This window comes from Nostoc sp., assembly GCF_036917815.1.
Taxonomy (GTDB): domain Bacteria; phylum Cyanobacteriota; class Cyanobacteriia; order Cyanobacteriales; family Nostocaceae; genus Nostoc.
Map to the genome: position 1 here is coordinate 57,837 of NZ_JBALEK010000053.1, position 21,593 is coordinate 79,429.

The window sequence follows — 21,593 nt, forward strand, 5'->3', positions numbered from 1 at the left end:
GAAATAACTATGGTTCTGCTGCTAGTTTTAATCTAGTTTGAACGAAAAATCGTCGTTTCAGACACTTGAAAATTTCTTAGCGTACAAAAAACCTTTTTTGGCACGGTGATGCCACTTACGCAAAACTACACGCGGTAGGGGCAATTCATGAATTGCCCATAGCATAAAATAAGGGTTTAGGCTATTGTTTGCGTAAGTCCTATATTTGAGAGACTGCTTAACAAACTTGTTGTCGGATAGGCAATTGAATTATAAACTCGGTTCCTTGTCCAAGGGTGGAGAAACACTCTAATTTGCCACGGTGTTTTTCGGTAATGATTTGATAACTGATCGCCATACCCATGCCTGTTCCCTTACCCACAGGTTTAGTGGTGAAGAAGGGATCGAAGATGCGGTTTTTAACATGCTCTGGCATTCCTAAGCCGTTATCAGCGATCGCAATTTCCACCCATTGCGAACTGCTTACTAAGGTACGGATGCTGATTTGACTGGGATTTTCCTTAATCTCTTCATAGGTACGCAAGGCATTTACTTCATCAAGGGCATCGATGGCATTTGCGAGAATATTCATCAAGACTTGATTGAGTTGTCCTGGATAGCATTCTACTTCGGGTAATTTGCCATAATCTCGAATCATTTCAATTGCCGGACGTTCTGGTTTGTCTTTGAGACGATATTGGAGAATCAATAGGGTACTTTCAATACCTTCATGAATATCAACTAGCTTGAATTCCGCCTCATCTATGCGCGAAAAGTTCCGCAGCGATAGCACAATGTTACGAATGCGGTCGGTTCCCATTTTCATCGAAGACAGTATCTTCGGCACATCTTCTATGAGAAATTCCAGTTCTATTTCCTCGGCTAATACGCGAGCTTGCGAGTCATCGCTGAGATAGTGCTGTTCATAGAAGTGGAGCATCCGTAGCAAATCTTGAGTGTATTCAGTCAGGTGGTTAATATTGCCGTGGATAAAGTTCACTGGGTTGTTGATCTCATGGGCAATACCTGCCACCAGTTGACCCAGGCTGGACATTTTTTCGTTTTGCACCATTTGCACCTGAGCATTTTTCAGTTCGCTTAGGGTTTGGTTGAGCTGTCTAGCTTGTATACTTGTAAGAGATGCTAGTTCGTCAATAGCAATAACTTGAGGCAGTGAAGTCCAGCAAGCGATCGCTACCGCTACAAATGCCAGCGTCATCAATACAATAATCAGAACTTCGGAATTGGTGGCATTACTCGCTGGCCGAATCCAGGCACAGATGAACCAGCTAGTTGTTGATGCAGCACAGATGAGAAAAATGAGAATGCTGACCTGAACAACCAGAAAATCCCGGTCTTTGGTTAAGTGGTGGGGTTTTGTGTGCAGTCGTTCCCACCAGGCTGGTCGGAATGGCGCGAAGGGAATGCGACGAATGATCGTATCGAGGGCAATTAGAGCGATCGGCAACATCATACCAATCAGGAAATCTTGCCAACCCCAAGCAACGCCTCCAACCACTAAAGCAATAAATTCTATGAACAGAATCCCAACTGACCAGCGCCCCCATCGGACATCTGGATCTTTGCGGCGCAGCCATAACGCTAGATGAACAAGCATAATTGCCACAAACCAGCACACTCCCGATATCACTAAAATGCTGTTAACATCGCCCCATGCCAAAAATAGGAAGCTACTTAGTAATGTGAAAATGAGGGCAGGTTCTAGCGCTCCTCTATGGGATACCACCCCAAATACTGAAGCCATATTTCCATCTAATGCCCCCTGATACAGAATCCGGGGTGTATTAGATACCGTTGTGGCAGTTCCCAATAAACAGCTAGAGGTAATCAATAGGGTAATTAAAAAACTAGTCTGAGATCCCCAAAATGGTGTAGCTGCTGCCACTAAATTGGTATAGAGATCAGAACCGAGTGATTTATCTCTCACCAGTCGCATCAAGACCCAACTACCCCCAATGTAAACGAAAGGCATTAACCAGGCAAACCACGACAGGAATTTAAGTGTATCCGCAGGTTTTTTACTATCTGCAACAAAGGCCGCGGCGGTTTCAGAGGAGTAGAAAGCATAAGCTGCGTAGAAGTACCACTTCAGCCAATTGGCAGAACTAATGCCACTGAAGCCAGACGGCAATAAGCCGGGACTGTCCGGTGCCAATGCTAACCAGCCTAAGCCTTGAGCAATGAATAGGAAAAGAAAGCCGATTGAAGGTAGCACAAAGAAAAGGTGCAAAATTGCCAGCGTTCGTGACCCACTAAACGCTATGAGGTAGGCAACAAGCGTGAAGCAAATTTCTAGGGGTTTATCTGGCGCAGTCAGACCCAGGGTTTTGAGATGATGTTGCAGTAGATCGGTGAGGACGATCGCATTGATTGGCGGAAACGATACCCAACCCAAATAATAGGCAAAACCTATATATCTTCGCACTAATGGATTGTGAGGCAGCAAGCGAGCCACATAGCTTGGGGTGCCGCCGGAGACATTTTGCCACCTGTTACCAAGTTGACGCATTTGTAGACTTAATAGCATCCCCACCACAACACCGGGAATCCAAACCCACATTGCTGCTGTACCCAGTTCTTGATTAACTGTGGGAGCCAGTGTCAGCCAAGTGAGAAATCCTACAACACTAAATCCCCAGGCTTCTCCAGGTGTGAAAGTGCGCTGTAACCGAATCGGTGTCGAATGCTCCATTTTTGCTTTTCCCTTTGGTTCTCGCCTTGATAGCCCAATTTACTTTCAATCAGAAACCAACCAGCACCCAGTCGGGTGGAAGTTTTCGCTAATTTCGCCAATTTAGTATTCCCCCAGGCGACACCTAATCAACATGAGGATTTACTTATTAAATATTTCACCTAGTTCGAACCACAGAGACGCAGAGAACACAGAGAGAAGAGAAATAGAGAGGATTTTTGCGTCAGTTTTGGGATATTTTTTGATTTGTCAGTCCCTAAGTAGGTAGGCGAGAAAATTTATAACTATATCATTGCGTTGGCATCAGCTTTCCCGCAGGGTACAGAGTGAAGCGAAGTGTTCGCGTAGGGTTTTGTAGAGAAGCAATCGCAAGGGTTTTGAGTATTTTACGTTTCGTTACATACTTAACGCCGTGTGCGACTTTATCTCAAACCTAACCCCCAACCCCAACCCTTGTAGCGTTGGGGAGCAAGAATCAAAGCCTATCACCTTTCGGGGAGAGGAATGGAAGCGGGGTTCCAAGAATAAGTTGCACATCGCGTTAGTTAAGTTTATTTCTGCCTACTGAATTTGTTGTTACTTTCCCCGAATTATTGAAACGAGAAGTCATATTTGCCTCCACGCTCAAGGGCGCGTTTGTAAGCAGGTCGCGTCTGAATGCGATCGACAAATTCTTTCAGCTTTGGCCAGTTCTGAACTTCTTCTTTTTGCATGGCGACTACTTCCAGGGGAAAGCTCATTTGGATATCGGCGGCGGTGAATTCTTCTCCTGCAAACCACGTACTTTTACGAAGTTCACCTTCTATATAGTCAAAGTGAAGTTTAATCTGAGGGGCGACAAATCCCCTAACTACGCTGCTGTCTCCTACCCCGAAATTATCCAAGACCAGCCGCATCACCAGCAGGGGCATTGCCGAGCCTTCAGCGTAATGCAGCCAATATGTATAGCGCAGATGCTCCGGTGTATGGGATGCTGGGATTAGCTGACCATTACCGTAGCGATTAACTAGGTATTCGATAATCGCACCTGACTCAGCAATCGTCAAATCTCCATCTGTGATTACTGGTGACTTGCCGAGGGGATGGACTTGGCGCAGCGATTCCGGTGCCATCATCGTCTTTGGATCGCGTTCATAAAATTTGATCTCGTATTCGATACCTAATTCCTCCAGCAGCCACAGCACACGCTGCGATCGCGAGTTGTTAAGATGATGCACGGTTATCATAAAAGGTTCCTCTTTTGGTTGCGTATTACTATCTGATCTCGGCTAATCTCCAACTATATTATTAGACAGACTTTTCCAGCCGAATTCCCCTAATTGGGTGGTTTTCTTGTTTCTAATTGGTATAAATTTGAGTTAGTTGATTCTAGATAAATTAGAAACTGGCGCATCTGCTTTTACCAAAAGTGACCAGAGATGCACAGGCAATAGTCAAAATAGTTACTGCATAAAAAACCTCATTTGTTTCATTTATGGCTTTAGTCATTGCCGGGGAACGTAGTGGAGTGGGCAAGACAACAGTCACCCTCACCCTTTTAGCATCTTTACGCCGTCGCGATCGCCTGGTGCAATCTTTTAAGGTAGGCCCGGACTACATTGATCCGATGTTTCATCGACACGTAACCGGTCGTGCTTGTCGCAATTTAGACCCAGTGCTGACTTCTGAAGCCTATGTTCAGCAATGTTTTGCCCGTCATAGTCATCTGAGTGAATATGCCCTAGTGGAAGGGGTAATGGGGTTATTTGATGGAGTAAAGGGGAGTAGGGAGTGGGGAGTGGGGAGTGGGGAAGCAGAGGAGGAGGAGAAGAATAATAATGCCCAATGCCCAATACTTCTCTACGAGACGCTACGCGTAGCTTGCTTCCCCGAAGGGGTACGCTCAGTACAAGTGCCCAATGCCCAATGCCCAACTGACTTTGCGAGTACTGCACATATTGCGCGGCTTTTAGATTTGCCTGTGGTGTTGGTGATTGATTGTAGTCGTTTATCTGGTTCTGTCGCGGCGATCGCTCACGGCTACTGCTCTTTTGATCCCCGAATTAAAATAGCTGGGGTAGTATTAAATCGCGTGGGGAGCGATCGCCATCTCTCTCTCCTCAAAGATTCCCTAGAACCCCTACAATTACCCATTCTCGGCGTACTGCGCCGTCAAGATAACATCACAATTCCCGATCGCCATTTGGGTTTAGTACCCACAGCCGAACTTCCCGAACTCAACGCTTTAATTGATCGCCTCGCCGATTTAGGAGATAGTTGCTTTGATTGGCAACGCTTATTACCTTTGTTAAAATCAAAACCTCTCCCTCATCCCTCTCATCCTCCTCATCGCCCCTCCTCTGTCAGAATTGCAGTAGCCCGCGATCGCGCTTTTAATTTTTACTACCAAGACAATCTCGATTTGCTACAACAGCTTGGTGCAGAACTGGTTTTCTGGAGTCCCTTAGAAGATGCTGATATCCCAAAAGATATCCAGGGAATGTATTTTGGGGGTGGTTTCCCAGAAGTTTTTGCCCAGCAATTAGCAGAAAATATCAGCGTTCGTGATGCAGTGAAAACGGCAATACTTAAAGGAATGCCCACAATTGCCGAATGTGGCGGATTGATGTATTTGTGTGAGCAAATTACCGATTTTGAAGGCAAATCTTGGCCAATGGCGGGAGTTTTACCGACATCTGCTGTGATGGGTGGGCGTTTAACTTTGGGCTATCGTCGGGCAGTCGCTTTGCAAGATAATCTGTTAGTTAATGCAAATACAACTGTTTACGGACATGAGTTTCATCGTTCCCATTTAACCGTAACTCCCACTCAGCCCTTATTTGCAACCTCTCGCTACGACTCTGAAGAAAATATGGGATGCGAAGGATGGGGTTTACCTACAAATGTTCATGCTTCTTATGTGCATTTGCATTGGGGAGAAAGTGTAGAGATTCCCCAGCAGTTTCTTAAAGAATGTCTGAAAGTAGCATCTTTGAGAGAGTAATAGTTAAATGCACAGCGCGTTCGCCTTTGGTGTCTCGTAGAGAGAAATAATACGCCCTTATTATAGCGGTTCCCACTCAAATGCGGTACAAAATTATATCGCAAGGTGTAGGGGCAATTCATGTAGACACGAACGCGAGTGCGTCTCCAAGAGTTGCGGCTTCCCGCAGGGTATTGCCCCTATGGGTGTACCCCACGTGAACGAGAACTGCTATAAATCCCCTAAATTTATTTATGGGGATTATCTTTTTGCTTTTTACTTCTTAAAACCTTCGTGCAAGCAGCATTGAATTCCGTTATCTCGTAGCATTCTTGCCTAGTTGTGACTAATTAATTATATATACAAGTTACGGAATGTTTATTCTGCCAAATTCTTGGGAAATATTAAAGTTATAAACTTCTTCTAAAGATTTTAACTTGACGCTATGACAACACTGGCAGCAATCCCCGATTCAAATCTATTGCCGTATATCCCTGGATATGCCATTGTTGAGCAGCTCTATGCAGGTTCTCAGACAATAGTTTATCGAGCAGTGCAGGAGTCAAGTCAGCGTCCAGTGGTGATTAAACTATTACGGCAAGACTACCCCACCTTTAGCGAATTATTACAGTTTCGCAACCAGTATACAATTACCAAAAATCTTAACATTCCTGGCATAATCCATCCATTAAGCCTACAAGCATACGGTAACAGCTATGCCTTAGTGATGGAAGACTTTGGCGGCATTTCCCTACGGGATTATACGCAAAATTATGCCCTATCTTTACGGGAAATTTTAGAAATAGCCCGACAAATTGCTGATATTCTCCATGATGTCTGCCAGGATCGAGTCATCCACAAAGATATCAAACCTGCTAACATTCTGATTCATCCAGAATCGCACCAAGTCAAGCTGATTGACTTCAGTATTGCCTCTCTCCTGCCCCGCGAAAACCAGGAAATCCAAAATCCCAATGTTTTGGAAGGAACCCTTGCCTATCTTTCCCCAGAGCAAACCGGACGAATGAATCGTGGTATTGATTACCGCAGTGATTTCTATGCTTTAGGTGTGACATTGTACGAACTTTTGACCGGACAATTACCGTTTGAGTCCGACGATCCAATGGAGTTAATACACTGTCATTTAGCCAAGCTTCCACTCGCCCCACACAGCATTAATCCAAAAATTCCCGCGATCGCCTCAGAGATAGTATTGAAGTTGATGGCAAAAAATGCCGAAGATCGCTATCAGAGCGCCTTGGGTTTGAAGTATGACTTAGAATGCTGTCTCAATCAATGGAAAGCAACGGGGAGAATAGAAACCTTTGTCTTGGGACAACGGGATGTGTGCGATCGCTTCATGATCCCCGAAAAACTCTATGGGCGAGAAACAGAAGTTGCCACCTTGCTCAAAGCTTTTGAGCGTGTCGCTAATGGCAGTTCAGAAATGATGCTAGTAGCAGGATTTTCCGGGATTGGTAAAACTGCGGTGATCAATGAAGTCCATAAACCGATTGTCAGACAACACGGTTACTTCATCAAAGGCAAATACGATCAGTTCGGGCGGAATATTCCGTTCAGTGCCTTGATGCAAGCCTTTCGTGATTTGATGGGACAACTACTGAGTGAGAGTAATGTCCAATTGGCGGCGTGGAAAGCGAAAATTTTGGCTGCTGTGGGTGAAAACGGACAAGTGATCGTTGATGTGATTCCTGAACTAGAGCGAATTATCGGTCAACAGCCGCCAGTCCCGGAACTATCTGGTAGTGCTGTCCAAAATCGTTTCAATTTGCTCTTTCAGAAATTTATCCAGGTTTTCACCACCACTGAGCATCCGCTGGTGATGTTTCTAGATGACTTGCAATGGGCAGATTCGGCTTCTCTGAACTTGCTGCAATTATTGATGAGTGAAGCCAGTTCTGGATCTTTACTGATTTTGGGTGCCTATCGAGATAATGAAGTGTTTCCGACTCATCCCTTGATGCTAATGCTGGAACAAATTCAGCAAGCCGAAGCTACTGTCAATACGATTATCCTGGAACCCTTGGTGGAAATAACGGTGAATCAGTTGGTGGTAGACACCTTGATTTGTCCCGATGAACTGGCTCAACCCTTGACGCAGTTGGTATATCAGAAAACTCAAGGGAATCCCTTTTTTACAACCCAGTTTCTCAAAGCACTGCACGAGGAGGGTAGGATTCAGTTCGACCCAGAACTGGGTTATTGGCGATGTGACATGGTTTCGGTGCGACAGTTGGCATTGACCGATGGAGTGGTAGAGTTCATGGCATTGCAGTTGCAGAAACTTCCGGTGGAGACACAGGAGATTTTGAAACTGGCGGCTTGTATTGGCAACCAATTTGATTTGAATACCTTGGCAATGGTCTCTGAAAAATCACCTATTGATACGGCGATCAACTTATGGACGGCGTTACAAGAAGGGCTAATTCTCCCCATTAGCGAAACCTACAAGTTCTTCCAATCAAATAACTCAGACAACATCGATTGCGGTAGTCAGATTGCCGTTCCTTATAAATTCTTGCACGATCGCGTCCAACAAGCTGCCTACGGTCTGATTCCAGAAGATATTAAACAGTCTACCCACTTCAAAATCGGGCAACAACTGTGGGCAAATACGCCTGAAGCAGAGCGAGAAGGGAAAATTTTTGAAATTGTCAATCAATTGAATTACGGGCTGGGATTGACATCTCAAAAAACTTTTCCCGGATTGTTGCATGTACACAACTCTGGTGACGAAATCTCCAGGCTGGAAGAATTGGATCAAGCTCAACGGAATCAACTGGCTCAACTGAACCTGCAAGCAGGACAAAAAGCTAAGGCTGCAACCGCCTATGAAACGGCAAGTAAATACTTCACAGCAGGGCTGACAGTGCTTCCAGAAAACGGTTGGGAACATGATTACGACCTGACCCTTGCCCTTCATACAGAAGCGGCTGAAATTGAGTACTTAACTGCCCATTTCGAGCAGGCAGAACGGCTTTCAGAAATTGTTCTTCAGCACGCCCAGGATTTGCTGCAAAAGGTCAAGATGTATGAAATTAGGATCTATTTCTACATTGCTCAGAATCAAATGCTGGCAGCGATCGACACCTCTCTACAAGTGCTGGAGTTTTTGGGTGAACCGCTGTTTAAAGAACCCCCACTAGAGTTAGCGATCGAGGATTTAATGAACCTGCCAGAGATGCTCGATCCGCACAAGTTAGCAGCCATGCGAATTGCGATCACAATGGTCACTCCCAGCCTGAACGCTAAACCAGATATGTTACCACTGATTGCTTACACATTAGTGAACCTATCGATTCAATTTGGCAACTCGGCATTTTCAGCATTTGGCTACACCTTTTATGGCCTGGTTTTATGTGGTAGCCCAACCGGAATTGAAAGAGGCTATCGGTTTGGACAATTAGGATTAAAATTGCTGGAGCTATTCAACGACAGGAAATTGTATGCAAAAGTGATTAACATTTTTGATGTGTTTGTGCGGCACTGGCGGGAACCCGCTCGCAAAACGATCGCTCCCCTACGTGAAGCTATTCAGGTGGGATTAGAAGCGGGTGATGTCGAGTATGCCTGCTACAACGCCTCCTCCTACTGTAACTATCTTTTCTTCGTTGGTGAAACACTGGAGCAGGTGAATCAGCAACAGCAAAAATACATTGATCTGTTGTTGAAATTCAAACAAGAGTATCAAATTTACTTCGGGCAGATTTGTCGTCAGCTGGTGTTGAATTTGATGGGAGCAGCAGAAGATTCCCTAATACTCGTTGGGGAGAGTTTCGACGAGCGGAAAATGCTGCCGATTTTAATTGAAACTCAAAACGGAACTCTCTTGTTCCTGCTTCATCTGGCAAAGACGATTCTTCTATTCATCTTTCAGGACTATCAGCAGGCACTCATCCATGCTCAAGAAGCCGAAAAATACCAGGGAAACATGGTTGGCTTCTTGCAGTTTGCGGAACATAATTTTTACTACTCCCTCGCACTCCTGGCTAGCTGTTCAAATGGCAATCAGGCAGAGCAACAATCGGCACTAGAAAAAGTTGCAGAAAACCAGAAATTGATGAGTCAGTGGGCGTTCCACGCTCCCGCCAATCATCAACACAAATACGATTTAGTAGAAGCAGAGCGGGCAAAAATTTTGGGTCATTTAGACGCAATAACCTACTATGACAAAGCCATTCAGGGGGCAAAAGAAAACGGCTATATCCAAGAAGAAGCACTCAGCAATGAGCTAGCCGCCAAATTCTACCTTGCTTGGGGCAAAGAGAAGGTGGCCGCAGACTATATACAACAAGCCTACTACTGCTACGCCCATTGGGGTGCAAAGGCGAAAATCGCCCATTTAGAACAACAATATCCGCTACTACTAACAGCCTTTCTCCCACCGACTAATTTTGCCATCACATCTGCGGAAACCATCGCCTCAACTTTGATGAAGAGTGTAACTAAAAGCTCTAGTAACCAAAATTTATACTTGGATTTACAAGCGGTGATGAAAGCTGGACAAGCCATCTCTCAAGAAATTGAATTAGAGAAACTGTTGGCAACCTTGATGCAGATCGCGATCGCCAATGCTGGCGCACAAATCGGTCATTTTGTTCTTTGCCAAGAGGAACAATGGTTAGTTGTAGCTCAAGGCGATCAACAACTGGTAAAAACCTTAGAAATTCCCCTGGAGGAATACCCAGAAATTCCCCAAAGTTTGATTTATACAGTAGCAAGAACTCAAGAGACGGCTGTGTTTGAAGACTTGAGTGATTCAGTGCAATTTGCCAGCGATCGCTACATCATCACTCACCAACCCAAATCAGTTTTATGTAGTCCCATTAGTCGCCAAGGAAAACTCATCGGTATTTTGTACCTAGAGAACAACTTAACTTTAGGCGCTTTTACCAGCGATCGCATCGAGATTCTCCAACTCCTAACTAGTCAAGCCGCTATCTCTGTGGAAAATGCCCGTTTGTATCAACAAACCGAAAACTATTCTTACACCCTAGAAGCAGAGGTAGAACACAAAACCCAAGTTCTCAACCAAAAAGCCCAAGATTTAGAGCAGACTTTGAAAAAATTGCAGCAAACTCAAGGACTATTAATTCATAGCGAGAAAATGTCATCCCTTGGTCAATTGGTAGCTGGTGTTGCTCACGAAATTAACAATCCAGTTAATTTTATTAAGGGTAATCTCATCCATACAGAAAATTACATTCAAGATATGATGAGTTTGCTGATACTTTATGAGCAGGAATATCCCCAACCTAGTCCAGCTATTCGAGCGATGAAGGAAGAAATTGAGCTTGATTTTCTGTTTAAAGATGCCAATCAAACCTTAGAATCTATGAAGGTTGGTAGCGAGCGCATCAGCAAAATTGTCCAGAGTTTACGCAACTTTGCTCGCTTAGATGAAGCCGAAATCAAAGCTGTAGATTTACACAGTGGGATTGAAAGCACGCTGTTAATTTTGCAACATCGCTTACAATCTGCTGAAAATCAACCCGAAGTGCGCGTCATTAAGGAGTATGGCAATCTACCTTTAGTTACTTGCTATCCTAGCCAGTTGAATCAAGTCTTCCTGAATATTATTAACAATGCCATTGATGCGATTCGAGATAATCCCCAAAGCAGCGAACACCCAGAAATTCGGATTCGTACTGGAGTGATAGATCGTGAATGGTTACGAATTGCGATCGCTAATACAGATAGTACGATTCCTGTAAGTCTGCAAGAGCGGATTTTTGAACCGTTTTTTACCACAAAGCCCGTTGGTCGTGGTCAAGGTTTGGGGTTATTTGTTAGCTACTCTATTATCCAACAACATCGCGGTACTTTAACTGTGCGTTCTCAGCCCACTGAGGGAACTGAATTTGAGATTGTTCTCCCTATCTATTGAAAAAGGGACTGGGGACTGGGGACTGGGGACTGGGGACTGGGAAAATTGTTCGGGGATTCAAACCACTACCCAAGTGAAATACACACGTAGGGGCACAGCAGTGCTGTGCCCTTGGGATCATCTGTACCTCACGCCTGTTGTAATCTGCTGTAATTCTTACACAATAACCACTCTGCTTTCATTCTTCTAAACTCATACTTGCCACTTTAAGTATTGGTGAATAAAATAGTAGTATTAAAACATACTGTTTTACGATGAAAAATTCTCCTGAAAGTTCTCAAAAAGACCTCAGTCTACCCAAGATAGAAGTAGACCAGATGCTTCTGGAATGGCAAGAAAATCCAGCAGTTTACGTAAATGATATATGCATCCATCAGTTGTTTGAATATCAAGTAGAAAAAACACCTGAGCAAATTGCGGTCATTTTTGAAGACAAACAAGTTTCTTATCAAGAACTTAACCAACGAGCTAATCAACTAGCGCACTATCTACAAACCCTGAATGTCAAACCGGAGGTACTAGTTGGCATTTTCCTGGAGCGATCGCTGGAAATGATTGTTGGACTATTAGCAATCCTCAAAGCAGGCGGAGCTTATGTCCCCTTAGATCCAGCCTATCCCTCAGAGCGCCTGGCTTTAATGCTAGAGGACTCACAGTTATCGATACTGCTGACACAACAAAATTTACTTTTAAAGCTTCCAGACTATCAGGCCCATATAGTTTGTCTAGATCGTGATAGTGAGGCAATTACTCAACAAAACCAGGAGAATCTGACCAGCCTAGTTACAGATAAAAACCTGTCTTATGTCATTTACACCTCCGGTTCGACTGGTAAACCGAAAGGGGTAGCTATTGAACATCACAGCACAGTCGCTCTGTTGCATTGGGCAAGAGAAGTTTTTACAACAGAGGATCTAGCTGGAGTGCTGGCCGCAACATCTATTTGCTTCGATCTCTCAGTTTTTGAAATATTTGTTCCCCTCAGTTGGGGTGGTAAGGTGATTTTGGCAGAAAATGCCTTGTATTTACCGACCTTACTTGCCGCTCAAGAAGTCACTCTCATCAATACAGTGCCATCTGCGATCGCCGAGTTACTGAGAATTCAAGGTATACCCGCTTCTGTTCGCATCGTTAACTTAGCCGGTGAAGCTCTACAAAATCGTTTGGTGCAGCAGATATATGCGTTGGACAATATTCAAAAAGTCTTTAATCTATACGGCCCTACGGAAGATACGACCTATTCCACATTTGCCTTGGTGAAGAAAGGTGACAGCATCGTCACCATTGGTCGTGCGATCGCCAACACATACTGTCTTCTGTTGGACGAAGAAATGCAGATAGTACCCACAGGTGTTTCTGGAGAACTATACATTGGCGGTGAGGGACTAGCCAGAGGCTATCTCAACCGTCCAGAACTGACAGATCAGCGATTCATCCCCAACCCATTCAACAATTCAAAATTCAAAATTCAAAATTCAAAATTATATAAAACAGGCGACTTAGCTCGCTACTTACCAGACGGCAACATTGAGTATATTGGGCGCATTGACCAACAAGTAAAGATTCGCGGCTTCCGTATTGAGCTAGGAGAAATTGAAACTGCACTGTGGCAACATCCTGATGTGCAAGAAACTGTAGTGATTGCTAAAGAATTTTCCCCTAGTGACCAACGCCTAATAGCTTACGTAGTTCTCAAGCCCGAATCATCAGACACGAATGTTGGTAATTTACGCCATTTTCTCAAACAGAAATTGCCTGACTACATGATCCCTTCTCGCTTTGTGCAATTGAGTGCTTTACCCTTAACAGCTAACGGAAAAGTTGATCGTCAGGCGCTCCCAGCACCCGTTCAAACTTTGAATGCAAATCAGAAGTTTGTCGCTCCTCGCACTCCTATTGAGGAACGAGTAGCAGAAATTTGGTCTAATGTATTGGGTCTAAAAAACATTGGCGTTCATGACAATTTCTTAGCGTTGGGAGGACATTCCTTACTAGCCTTTCAGATCCTCTGCCGTATCCGCGATATCTTTCAAGTTGAGTTGACAATGCGGCATTTCTTTGAAGCGCCCACCATCTCTGAAATAGCTGACAGCATTATACAAGCACAACAGGAAGACAGAGGATGTTCTGTTGTGCCAATACAATCTATTGGGCGCGATGGCGATTTACCGCTTTCCTTTGGGCAAGAACGGTTGTGGTTTCTTAACGAGTTAGTACCCAACCATGCTTTTTACAATGTTTCCGAAGCCTTTCGCCTCAGAGGTGTACTCAACTCCACAATATTAGAACAAAGTTTGAATGAAATTATCAATCGCCATGAAATCCTCCGAACTACCTATTCCAGCTTGAAGGGACAACCCATACAGATCGTCCACTCAACTTTTCCCATCAAACTCTTAGTTGTGAATCTCCAAGGGCTGTCTCCAGACGATCGGGAATCTCAAATCCGTCAGCTGATCCTTGAAGAAGCCCAACGTCCTTTCGATTTAGTTCAAGGGCCATTGCTGCGAACAACATTGCTGCAATTGAGTTCAGAGGAACATATATTCCTTCTCAACCTACACCATATTCTTTGTGATGATTGGTCTTTAAGTGTTCTTTTCGAGGAACTGTCAACTCTGTATCCAGCTTTTTCCACTGGCAACCCCTCTCCTCTGCCTGACTTAGCTATTCAGTATGCAGACTTTGCAGCTTGGCAACGGCAGTGGCTGCAAGGTGAAATTTTAGATAATCAGCTTCCATATTGGCAGCAACATTTGAGTGGTAATCTACCCATATTAGAATTGCCCACCGATTATCCACGACCATTAGAGCCAAGATATCAGGGGGCGCGTCAATCGGTTCTGATCCCCAAATCCGTAACAGATGCCCTCAATGTTCTCTCGCGCCAAGAGGGTGCTACCTTGTTTATGACCTTGTTGGCAGCATTCCAGACACTCCTATTTCGCTACACAGGGCAAGAAGACATTTTAGTAGCTGCTCCGATTAGCAACCGCCACCGTTCTGAATTAGAAGGACTAATTGGGTTTTTGCTCAATACTTTGGTATTGCGAACGAACTTGTCTGATTCCCCAAGTTTCCGGCAGTTGTTAGTCCGAGTCCGGGAAGTAGCTTTATGGGGTTATAGCTACCAAGACCTACCGTTTGAGAAGCTAGTTGATGCCCTACAGATCGAGCGGGACTTGAACCAGAATCCACTGATTTCAGTGATGTTTCATCTTCAGAATACCCCAAAGCCTCAGCTGACTGTTCCCGGATTGACAATGAACCGTCTGGAAATTGATAACGGGACATCCAAGTTCGATCTATACCTGGAACTGCGCGAGACAGCAGCAGGGATATCAGGCAACTTGGAATATAATACTGACCTATTTAAAGCTGAGACGATCGCTCTGATGGTGGAAAATTTTTCTACTCTATTGCAGAGTATTGTCTCTAACCCAGACCAGACAATTTCCAACTTCCCCCTGTTAAGCTTCCCTGGCGATCGGCAAACTCAGCGAATATACAACGGCAATATAGATATTCCCAGTCTACTAGAGCCTGAAATGGATAGAAGCGATTTGGAAGCAGCATTTGTTGCACCTCGGACTCCAATTGAGGAACAAATGGCTGAAATTTGGAGCAGAGTTCTGGCGATCGAAGAAGTTGGGATTCACGATAATTTCTTTGAGCTTGGCGGTAATTCCCTACTAGCATCTCAGTTGATTTTTTTTGTGAGAGAAACCTTTCAATTAGATTTACCTCTAAAAAGCTTGTTTGAAAAATCTACTATAGAAGCGCTGGCTCAGGTAATAGAGAGAGTGCGTCGGGATGGCGTTTCTACTTTAACCAGTGCCATCGATCTAAAATCCGAGGTAGTACTCGATCCCGCCATCGATGCTCAAGGAAGGCCTGCTGCTCAGATCAATGAATTGCGTCATGTTTTTCTCACAGGAGCTACAGGCTTTTTGGGGGCTTTTTTAATTGATGAACTGCTACATCAAACTCAAGCAAAAATATACTGCCTGGTGCGCTCTCCGAACGAGCATGAAGGGTTAAAAAAGATTCAACAAAACCTAGAAAAATATTCCCTTCATCACCCAAATTTTAGCTCTCATGTGATTGCGATTCCGGGAGACTTAGAACAGCCATACTTGGGTCTTTCTAGCAAACAGTTTGAAAAACTAGCTCTGCAAATTGATGCTATTTATCACAGTGCTGCCCAAGTCAATTTTGCTAAACCATACTCTGCAATCAAGGCATCCAATGTTCTCGGAACTCAAGAAGTTCTCAGATTAGCTTGTCTGGGCAAAATTAAACCAATGCATTACATTTCTACCATTGCTGTTTTTGGTGCAATCAACCATTTTACAGGACAAAAAGTAGTTTATGAAGATGACGATATCGAGCTTTCTAAAGACTATGTTGCTCTGGATCTTGGCTATTCTCAAACCAAATGGGTAGCCGAAAATCTTGTATGGGTTGCCAAGTCTAGGGGAATACCTGTTAGCATCTTCAGAACAGGATTTCTTATGGGAGATAGCGGTACAGGTGTTGCTCATACAAAAGATGCTTATGTGCCTAGAGTTATTAAAGGATGCATACAGCTTGGTAGTTATCCGGAACTCATAGATCAAAAAGAAGAATTGATTCCTGTGGATTATGCCGCTAGAGCAATTGTCCATTTATCTAAAAAGCAAGAATCTCTAGGAAAAGCTTTCCATATAGTACCGCCACCAGACCAAAATATTCCAATCATCGAGCTTTTTGAGTTTATTTGTTCTTATGGTTACCAACTCAAGAAGTTACCATATACTCAGTGGAAAGATGAGCTAATTGCAAGTTTCAGGCACTCTCAGGAAAATGCTTTACATCCGCTTTTATCGATGATGTCTGAAAAAGTCTATCAAAATTCTTTGACAATCATGGAATTGTATCAAAATACAGTTGATTATGACTATCAGAATACCCTCAATGGATTGGCAGATTCTGCAATTGTTTGTCCACAAATGGATATTAAACTCCTAGATAAATACTTCTCATATTTCGTTAGTAGTGGTTTTTTAAATTCACCACCTTTAAGACAGGAGTAAATGTTCACGCTATAATTTTCAGCTTCACATTCCTTGATCTAACTCACTCGAAGGAACAAAGATTAGTCAGATTAACCCTTTTCTGTCATTCTCCGTAATTTCTATTTACGGAGAGTGATAATACGGTTCAGTTAAAGCTAGAAAGCGATTAGTTATTAGAACTATAGGACTAGTATTTGATTTTTGAAATACACGTAGTAGACTGTCTAGGCTAAAATAGTGCATTAGACGTAGGTAGGTGGGTGGAGCGGAGCGCAACCCAACATATATCATCAGGATGTTGGGTTACGCAAAGCCTCCACCCAACCTACATTTTTTTGCTACCGAGATTTTTTCAGAAATCAAATATGATTCCTATAGCCCTTTCAAGGTGTTGTGTAAGTAAGTCGGTGCTAATATTTCCAGCTATGTTAAGGAATTTTAATGTAGGGTGTGTTGTCGCCAAGCGCCGCACCCTCAACAATCTCAGGTGCGTTAGCCTACGGCATAACACACCCTACAAATACTTAGATTTTTTCAGAAATCAAATATGATTCCTATATCAGCAGGTTGGAACTATCAGAGCGATTACTAAGCCATCCACAGCGAAGTGTGATCTCAACATTTACACTCTGTTCTGAATGGCACTAAGAAAAGCCAAAACGTCTATAAATTATGGGTTCGGAAATGAGTGCTGAACTTACTCTCTGCTAAAAACCCCCGGATTTGTTCGTGGGGGATTCGTTACACTCATGTCGTCATTCAATCTGCGAATCAGACGGGATAACTCACGAATGATATTCACCGCGATTTCGGGAGTTTCTTCGATCGCATCATAAAGTTGCTCTTGGGTCAGTTCTAAAAATTCACAAGGTTCCAGAGTCGTGGCGCTGGCGGAACGAGGTTGAGTATCAAATACTGCCATCTCACCAAAGTATTTTCCCTGTTCCACCTCTGCCAACTGTTTATTCCCAATGTGAACTTTAACTCTACCTGACACCACAATATAGAGCGATCGCCCTTCTTCTCCCTGTCGAAAGATGGTGTAATTAGCTGGGAATGATAATTCGTTCATTACTGAAGTGAGCCGCACAATAAAATCATCCCGCAATTCCTTAAAAATCGGGACTCGCCGGACAAATAATAAACGGTCAACACTGGTTAGCATAATTACAAGTTAAACATCAAACATTACTGTAAATTTTCAAACCGAAGCCAGAGCGCAATTAGTCATATTAACCGATGTTGAACGCTAGTAGCCAAGGATATCTCAGGTTTTACCATCTGACAAGAGTTCTGTTCAATCGGAGCGATGCCTAGGTTGGTAAACTACGCACAGAATATAGCGCTTCTCGTTCGGATGCAATACATTTTGACCTCACCTCCATTCCAGTATTCTAAAAGGAGAGAGGCTTTGAATTTTACTCCCCAACGCTAGAAGGGAAGGGGAACCGCTATATAACTCAAACAATAGCTCAATATTAGGTATTCTCTCGTTCCGATATGGAGCATGGAAACGAGGAAAACATAATAGTCAAGTTATCAATCACTTTTACTTATCATTTTAAAAAACAATCCCTTTGTCTTAATTTGCTTAAATTTTCAATCACTTGAATTTATTAATTTGAATCAAAATAATATTTGCTCTTATCAATCAAGTTATCTAAAGTGAGAATAAAGCACATTATCGATGGCTCTTATAAAAGCAAGCCAACCACTACAAATCAGCCTTATGAAGGAACTAATGAATCAATCAAATTCTAAAAAATTAACTCAGTGGCTCGTAACTGCCGTATTTCTAGTAGTTGTAGCGGGATTTACTCTGCTTGTCCAGCCCAGCGCTAGAGCGCAAGCACTAACACCATCCATACCCACGGAATCTGAACTAGCTCCGGTAGTATCTCCAATTGAATCACCAATGGAGTCTGTAACAGCACCAGCAATATCTCCGATGGAATCACCAATGGAGTCTGTAACAGCACCAGTAATATCCCCGGTGGTATCGCCAATAGTGTCTGTAGCAGCAAACGTTAGACATTTATTGCAAACCAATGAATGTGTCGGATGTAACCTGACTGGAGCAATGTTAAAGGACGCAAACCTACAAGCGGCAAACTTAGAGGGTGCTAACTTACAAAATGCAGACTTAGAAAGAGCTAACTTACAACAAACAAACTTACAAGGAGCTAACTTTCAAGGAGCAGATTTAGGCAAGGTAAACCTTTTGGGAGCAAACCTGGTGGGAGCAAACCTACTTGATGCAGACTTAGAGAAAGCCAACTTTCTCGGAGCTAACCTGCAAATGGCTAACCTGCAAAACGCAGACTTAGAAAAGACAAATCTCACAAATGCAAACATCCAAGGAGCTAACCTGATGGGCGTTGATTTGGAAGATGCAATCAGACCAGAAGGATTCGCCATTCAGTAATTAAACTGAAGTTAACCGGATAAATTTAATCACAAACCTTAAAAGCCTGATTCAGCTATGAATCTGACTTTTCACGTTATGTGGAAAAGTCCACCAAAAACCTAACCCCCTAACCCCCTTCCCTAGGAGGGAAGGGGGAAAATTCAAAGTCTCTCTCCTTAAAGGAAGAGAGAAATAGAAGTGAGGTTTTCCAGATGCTGCTGAATTGTCAGAGCTATGAATACAGGCTTTAACTAATTAGTTGAAGATCCCCCTAAATCCCCCTTGAAAAGGGGGACTTTGATTCTTCCCCCTTTTTTAAGGCAGGGCTGTTTCATTCGTTCAGATCAGAATTTTGTCAAGAGTATCAACCAGAAAATTTAGTGAGTTGGTAATCGAAAAATTACTGTTTCAATCGGTAAATTTAAGTGCGATCGCCTGGTTTTTGACCCAATTAGAGTGTTTAAAAACCTGATTTTTTTGACTGATACGCTTGTAAATTAAGGTCTTTTAGGGAATGAATCAGCCCTGCTTTTTTAAGGGGGGTTAGGGGGGATCTCCAACGGGAGCATCCCACTTTTTTTAGTAGTGCAAAAGTACTAATTGTCAAACCATCCATTCTGCGGAGATTCAGATTTTATTCTCTAACCGCGAAATAAAAACTGGGATGCACCCTCTCCAAGTGCCTAAAATTATAGCCAACCACTTTTAAAACATCCTCTTAGAGGAAAGGCTTGCTTGGGGGGTGAATTGGCAAAATATTATCAGTCAATTAGTTCCATTAATTCCTTTGTTTTCAAATTAGCCGCCACAGGTTGAGAACATGCAATCTGAGGAGAGATAGAGCAAATCGCATCTGTAGTTGTTTCAAAACAATTTGATAACCCAATTGTTTTTAACAATCCTGTACGCTCTAGTAGTTGTTGGACTTCGGGTTGTAAACCTGTGAGAATTAAGCGGCAATTGTGCCGTTCTAAGTCATGATAAATATCCTCTAAAGCTACTAACCCAGTTGTGTCCATATTTGGGACAAACCGCAACCGCAGAATTAAATACTTTACTTCCGGTTCATCGCGGAGGAAGGTAGCAAAGCGTTCAGCAGCACCAAAAAATACGGGGCCATCTACCCGATAAACGGCAATTTCTTTACCTAATTCCAGAGGTGTACCAGGGGGAAATACTTCGGTTTCAGGTATTTTAACTAGGCTTAAATCGCTCATCCGTTTGATAAACAAGGCTCCGGCTGCAATCAATCCCACTTCCACAGCGAGAACTAAGTCAAACAAGATTGTCACTAGCCAGGTGAGAATCATCACCGCAAAGTCGGAGTAGGTAGCACGCATCAATAAACCAATGGCTTCCCACTCAATCATCCGCAGGCTAACCACCATCAGAATGCCAGCAAGTGCAGCTAAAGGAATCTGTGCTGCTAGGGGTGCTAAAGTTAAGACGATGATGGCTAAGGCAAGGCCGTGAATTACCCCAGATAGTCGGGTTTTCCCACCAGAACGGACATTTACAGCAGTCCGAGCGATCGCACCTGTGGCGGGAATACCACCAAAAAATGGCACAATCATATTAGCCAAACCTTGACCAATTAATTCGCGATCGCTATTATGTTTCTCGCTGACAGTCATCCCATCAGCCACTACTGCCGATAGCAACGATTCAATACTTCCCAGTGCAGCTAAAGCCAAAGCCGGGTTAATTAGTTCTCGAATCACGCTAAAATCATTCCAATGGGGAATACCTTGAGGCATCGGTAAAGATTGAGGAATAGTGCCAATTGTTGGTACATTCAGATGGAAAGAAGATGCGATCGCAGTTGCCAACACCAGCCCCACTAAAGAACCTGGTATTGTCGTATTAATCCTCGGCCACAAAACATTAGTTGCAATCACCACCACTGCCAAGCCAACTGCTGCCCAATTTAGAGCTTCTACATGAGTTAGACTTTGCCAAAGTCCCGGCAAAAAATGTTCACTACGTGGTAATGTTAAACCAAAGAAATTATTTAATTGACCACAAAAAATAATAACGGCAATACCATTAGTAAAACCTGCCGTCACTGGATAAGGAATAAACTTTACTAACTGTCCAAGTTTGGCAACCCCCAAGGCAATTTGGATAATCCCAGCCATCACCCCAGCAATCCAAACTTTCTCAAGGCCGTACTTGGCGACAATTCCCACCAAAACCACAGCCATTGCACCTGTTGGCCCTGTAATCTGTACTGATGAACCACCAAAAATTGCGGCGACAATTCCCGCCACAATCGCCGTGTAAAGTCCCGCCTTTGGTTCCACACCACTAGCCACCGCAAAGGCTAAAGCCAAAGGCAATGCTACCACTGCTGCTGTTAGTCCTCCCGTCAAATCGCCACGCAGTCCGCTAAAGAAGCGACTCAGACGCAAAAGCAGTGGTTCTTTGAGGATATCAGATGTTGCCATATCGTCATTTTCAACTCTTGTACACAATTTGTTGAAGCACACACAAATGTTATTCGATCTTTTCGGTAGATTTCATCAGGGTTGTGGAATATTTCGCCATTGGGTGTGCGTTTTTTGTTC

8 protein-coding genes are annotated in these 21,593 nt (G+C 43.5%); 4 read left to right on the forward strand and 4 right to left on the reverse strand.

Annotated features, from left to right (window positions below):
- Positions 1 to 217: 217 nt before the first annotated feature.
- The gene (locus V7K97_RS15440; RefSeq protein WP_334801910.1) at positions 218 to 2,692 is read right to left on the reverse strand and encodes an ATP-binding protein; all 2,475 of its coding nucleotides are present in this window, start codon (positions 2,690 to 2,692) and stop codon (positions 218 to 220) included.
- A 590-nt stretch (positions 2,693 to 3,282) separates the two neighbouring features.
- Positions 3,283 to 3,918 carry a glutathione S-transferase family protein gene (locus V7K97_RS15445; protein ID WP_334801911.1) on the reverse strand — a complete coding sequence of 212 codons (636 nt, stop codon included), beginning with the start codon at positions 3,916 to 3,918 and terminating at the stop codon, positions 3,283 to 3,285.
- Between the two features lie 248 nt (positions 3,919 to 4,166).
- Between V7K97_RS15445 and V7K97_RS15450 the strand changes: the two genes are divergently transcribed.
- The 3 genes from V7K97_RS15450 to V7K97_RS15460 all read left to right on the forward strand — a co-directional run bounded on the left by V7K97_RS15450 (position 4,167) and on the right by V7K97_RS15460 (position 16,637).
- A complete protein-coding gene (locus tag V7K97_RS15450; protein WP_334801912.1) occupies positions 4,167 to 5,675 on the forward strand; it encodes a cobyrinate a,c-diamide synthase in 1,509 nt (502 codons plus the stop codon).
- A gap of 424 nt (positions 5,676 to 6,099) precedes the next feature.
- On the forward strand, positions 6,100 to 11,562 hold the full coding sequence (locus V7K97_RS15455) for a trifunctional serine/threonine-protein kinase/ATP-binding protein/sensor histidine kinase (protein ID WP_334801913.1): 5,463 nt from the start codon (positions 6,100 to 6,102) through the stop codon (positions 11,560 to 11,562).
- Positions 11,563 to 11,816: 254 nt separating this feature from the next.
- Positions 11,817 to 16,637, forward strand: coding sequence for a non-ribosomal peptide synthetase (locus V7K97_RS15460; RefSeq protein WP_334801914.1), 4,821 nt, complete (start codon positions 11,817 to 11,819; stop codon positions 16,635 to 16,637).
- Between the two features lie 679 nt (positions 16,638 to 17,316).
- Here V7K97_RS15460 and V7K97_RS15465 read toward each other — a convergent pair.
- The gene (locus V7K97_RS15465; protein WP_334801915.1) at positions 17,317 to 17,784 is read right to left on the reverse strand and encodes a Crp/Fnr family transcriptional regulator; all 468 of its coding nucleotides are present in this window, start codon (positions 17,782 to 17,784) and stop codon (positions 17,317 to 17,319) included.
- Positions 17,785 to 18,360: 576 nt separating this feature from the next.
- Here V7K97_RS15465 and V7K97_RS15470 point away from each other — a divergent pair.
- Positions 18,361 to 19,044 (forward strand): pentapeptide repeat-containing protein, encoded by a 684-nt coding sequence (locus tag V7K97_RS15470; protein ID WP_334801916.1) that lies wholly within the window; start codon positions 18,361 to 18,363, stop codon positions 19,042 to 19,044.
- A gap of 743 nt (positions 19,045 to 19,787) precedes the next feature.
- On the opposite strand, the gene V7K97_RS15475 is transcribed toward V7K97_RS15470, so the two are convergent.
- The gene (locus V7K97_RS15475) at positions 19,788 to 21,473 is read right to left on the reverse strand and encodes a SulP family inorganic anion transporter (RefSeq protein WP_334801917.1); all 1,686 of its coding nucleotides are present in this window, start codon (positions 21,471 to 21,473) and stop codon (positions 19,788 to 19,790) included.
- Positions 21,474 to 21,593: the final 120 nt, after the last annotated feature.

What these genes read in the sequence shown, in the direction of transcription:
- V7K97_RS15455 (WP_334801913.1), top strand. Translation starts at nt 6,100, where the DNA reads ATGACAACACTGGCAGCAATCCCCGATTCAAATCTATTGCCGTATATC.
- V7K97_RS15465 (WP_334801915.1), bottom strand. Translation starts at nt 17,784, where the DNA reads ATGCTAACCAGTGTTGACCGTTTATTATTTGTCCGGCGAGTCCCGATT.
- V7K97_RS15475 (WP_334801917.1), bottom strand. Translation starts at nt 21,473, where the DNA reads ATGGCAACATCTGATATCCTCAAAGAACCACTGCTTTTGCGTCTGAGT.
- V7K97_RS15440 (WP_334801910.1), bottom strand. Translation starts at nt 2,692, where the DNA reads ATGGAGCATTCGACACCGATTCGGTTACAGCGCACTTTCACACCTGGA.
- V7K97_RS15450 (WP_334801912.1), top strand. Translation starts at nt 4,167, where the DNA reads ATGGCTTTAGTCATTGCCGGGGAACGTAGTGGAGTGGGCAAGACAACA.
- V7K97_RS15460 (WP_334801914.1), top strand. Translation starts at nt 11,817, where the DNA reads ATGAAAAATTCTCCTGAAAGTTCTCAAAAAGACCTCAGTCTACCCAAG.
- V7K97_RS15445 (WP_334801911.1), bottom strand. Translation starts at nt 3,918, where the DNA reads ATGATAACCGTGCATCATCTTAACAACTCGCGATCGCAGCGTGTGCTG.
- V7K97_RS15470 (WP_334801916.1), top strand. Translation starts at nt 18,361, where the DNA reads ATGAATCAATCAAATTCTAAAAAATTAACTCAGTGGCTCGTAACTGCC.